Here is a 2,602-nt window from a genome sequence, read left to right on the forward strand (position 1 = left end):
TCCGGGGCGATCACCGCGATCTGGCTGATCGTCCGCCGCCGCTGGGCCCGCGACGCCCGCAACCTCGAACACGTCCGTCCGCTCGCCGACCCCGCCGAAGAGCAGACGTTCGCCGACATCGCCGAGCAGCTGCTTGACGACGGGCTGGCCGAGGTGTGCGAGGAACTCGGGTGGATGGAGTGACCGCCGTGTACCTGCTCGTCTTCACCGCCGTCATGGTGGCCGCCGTGTGCCGGGCGGGGGTGCGATGAGGCCCCCCGATCCCGGCCGGCACCCCGTCGTCGTCCACCTCGCGCATCTCCGCAGGAACGCAGGTCTCACCCAGACCGAGGTCGCCGAGCGGGCCGGGCTACGCGCCCAGCAGATCTCCCTGTGGGAGCGCGGCGACCACAGCCCCCGGCTGCACAGCCTGGCGCTGTGGGCGTCCGCGCTCGACCTGCACATCACCACAGGGGAGGTGTCGTGCTGAGCGGATGGCTGAACACCCTGCAGGCCGCCGAACGCCTCGACGTGAAGCGGGCCCGCGTGCTGCACCTGATCCGTACCGGGCGGCTCGACGCGGTCCGCTCGGGTGCCAGCCATTACCGCCTGCGCGTGGACGTGGTCGACGCCTACAAGGCCGAACGGGATGACCGATGACTGACGCCCTCTTCGCCGCCCACGCCCGGCCCCTCGTCATCACCGTGCTCGGCCGCCCCGCACCCCAGGGCAGCAAGCACGCCACCCTCCACAAGCAGTCCGGGCGCATCGTCACCATGGAGTCCTCCAAGCGCGTCAAGCCATGGCGGGAAGCCGTCAAGGAAGCCACCACGGACGCCATCGAAGCCGCCGGCCACCAGCGCCTCGAAGGCCCCGTCACGGTCGAGATCGCGTTCTGCTTCGACCCGCCCAAGAGCGCACCCAAGCGCCGCAAGATCTGGCCGACCACCCGCACCAGCGGCGACCTCGACAAACTCCAGCGCGCCGCGTTCGACGCGTTGACCGACGCCGGAGCGTTCCGCGACGACTCCCAGGTCGTGCACGTCACCGCGGACAAGTGGCACACCGACGACCCCGACTCGCCACTGTCCATCCCCGGCGCCGTCATCGCCCTCAAGGAAGTAGCCCCATGACGACCCCAACGAGCGCACCTCACCCTGAAGGAGCCCAGTGACCACCACGGTCAAGATCGATAGCAAGGTCGGAGGCGGACCCGCCGCCGCCCTCGAACCCCACGTGCTCGCCCTCTACTCCCGGCCCGGCGCCCGCGTCGTGTTCATCGGCGAGATGGCCCACATCGAGCGCACCCAGCCCGCACCCGACACCGACGGGCAGCCGAGCGTGAAGATGCGCATCAGCAGCCTGGAGATCGCCGCCAAAGAGCAGGAAGGCGCCGTACGCCAGGCCCTGCAAGCGCTGTACCTCCAGCGCACCGCGGCCGGCACCCTGGACGAGCACGGGCAGGTGATCCTCACCGAGTCCACCCTCAAGATGACCGGCGGGCTGCTCACCGAGATCGAAACCGCCCGCCTGCGCGCCGGACTCGCCCACTGGGCCCGCTACGCCAGGAACTCCGCCACCACCCCGAACCTGGTGCTGTCGGAGGTCCTGCACGAGCTGCGGACCGTCGCCGACGGCCTCTACGCGGTGCTCGACCGGGCCGCGGTCGCGGGAGATGACGACTAGTGGCGCTCATCTCCCACGCCTGCACCATCTGCGGGCATCCGGACTTCTGGCGGCTCGAACACCGCAACCAACCGCAGTGCCCGATGGCGTCGTGCACCTGCCTGCGGTGCACCCCGGGACCGCCCGCGGTCCGGTCCACCTACGACCAGGCCGGCCAGAAGGTCGAGCGCATCATCAAGCCCGGCGACGTCCTGCACCTCGGTGTGCCCACCTGCGGGTGCGCCAAGTGCAAGGCGCTGTACGAGCAGCTCACGGCGGCCTGACCCGGGGGCGGTCGCAGCCGGCCGCCCCCGGACCATCCATCGATCAGCACGAGCAAGGAGCCCCCTAAGTGGAGCTGAACGGCACCGACCCCTACACCTGGCGGCGGCTGGTCCGCAGGGTACGGCTCGGCCCGTCCGTGAAGCTCGTGGCGAGCATGCTCGCCGACTACGCCAACGTGGACGGGACCAGTGTCCGGCCGGGCAACGATCGCCTCGTGGCGGTCACCGAGCTGAGCGACGCAACGGTTCGGCGGGCGCTGAAGAAACTGCGGGAACTCGGTCTCATAGAGCGCGTATTCGCGGGCTCAAGAACGGGTCGGAAAGGTCTGGCGGACGTTTACCGGCTCACTTACCCGGACGAGTTGGACGCTTATGGGGAACTGTTGCCGCCCGATGAGCTGCCCCCGGCACCGGTAGCGGTGACCGGTGATACCGCAGGAACACCGGTCACGGTGACCGGTGATGACGTGGATAAGCCTGTGGATAACCCCGGAACACCGGTAGCTGTGACCGCTGATCCGGACCCCGATCCGCCCGGAACACCGGTCACTGACGACCAACCACCGGTCACTGACGACCGGAACACCGGTCACCAGTACCGCCCACCTAACCAAGCACCTAACCAATACACACCTACCAACAAACACTCGGGTTGCCCTGACGTCGTGGCTGAG

7 protein-coding genes are annotated in these 2,602 nt (G+C 69.2%); all 7 read left to right on the plus strand.

Translation table 11 applies throughout. The annotated features are described in order from the left end of the window. Positions 1-183, plus strand: a 183-nt coding sequence (locus JWR81_RS21395; protein WP_297655822.1) for a hypothetical protein, incomplete at its 5' end; no start/stop codon positions are given. Between the two features lie 64 nt (positions 184-247). Further along, complete coding sequence (locus JWR81_RS21400) at positions 248-469, plus strand: helix-turn-helix transcriptional regulator (RefSeq protein WP_297655824.1); 222 nt, start codon at positions 248-250, stop codon at positions 467-469. After that, positions 463-639, plus strand: coding sequence for an excisionase family DNA-binding protein (locus JWR81_RS21405; RefSeq protein ID WP_297655825.1), 177 nt, complete (start codon positions 463-465; stop codon positions 637-639). The genes JWR81_RS21400 and JWR81_RS21405 overlap by 7 nt, the downstream gene beginning before the upstream one ends. Then, a complete protein-coding gene (locus JWR81_RS21410) occupies positions 636-1,112 on the plus strand; it encodes a RusA family crossover junction endodeoxyribonuclease (RefSeq protein WP_297655827.1) in 477 nt (158 codons plus the stop codon). Before JWR81_RS21405 ends, JWR81_RS21410 begins: the two co-directional genes overlap by 4 nt. Before the next feature lie 37 nt (positions 1,113-1,149). Beyond that, the gene (locus JWR81_RS21415; RefSeq protein WP_297655829.1) at positions 1,150-1,665 is read left to right on the plus strand and encodes a hypothetical protein; all 516 of its coding nucleotides are present in this window, start codon (positions 1,150-1,152) and stop codon (positions 1,663-1,665) included. Further along, a complete protein-coding gene (locus JWR81_RS21420; RefSeq protein ID WP_297655831.1) occupies positions 1,665-1,928 on the plus strand; it encodes a hypothetical protein in 264 nt (87 codons plus the stop codon). Before JWR81_RS21415 ends, JWR81_RS21420 begins: the two co-directional genes overlap by 1 nt. 68 nt (positions 1,929-1,996) lie before the next feature. Continuing rightward, a partial coding sequence (locus JWR81_RS21425; RefSeq protein WP_297655833.1) for a helix-turn-helix domain-containing protein occupies positions 1,997-2,602 on the plus strand: 606 nt, incomplete at its 3' end.

It is taken from the genome of Pseudonocardia sp. (genome assembly GCF_025965585.1).
Classification (GTDB): domain Bacteria; phylum Actinomycetota; class Actinomycetes; order Mycobacteriales; family Pseudonocardiaceae; genus Pseudonocardia.

What these genes read in the sequence shown, in the direction of transcription:
- JWR81_RS21400 (WP_297655824.1), top strand. Translation starts at nt 248, where the DNA reads ATGAGGCCCCCCGATCCCGGCCGGCACCCCGTCGTCGTCCACCTCGCG.
- JWR81_RS21410 (WP_297655827.1), top strand. Translation starts at nt 636, where the DNA reads ATGACTGACGCCCTCTTCGCCGCCCACGCCCGGCCCCTCGTCATCACC.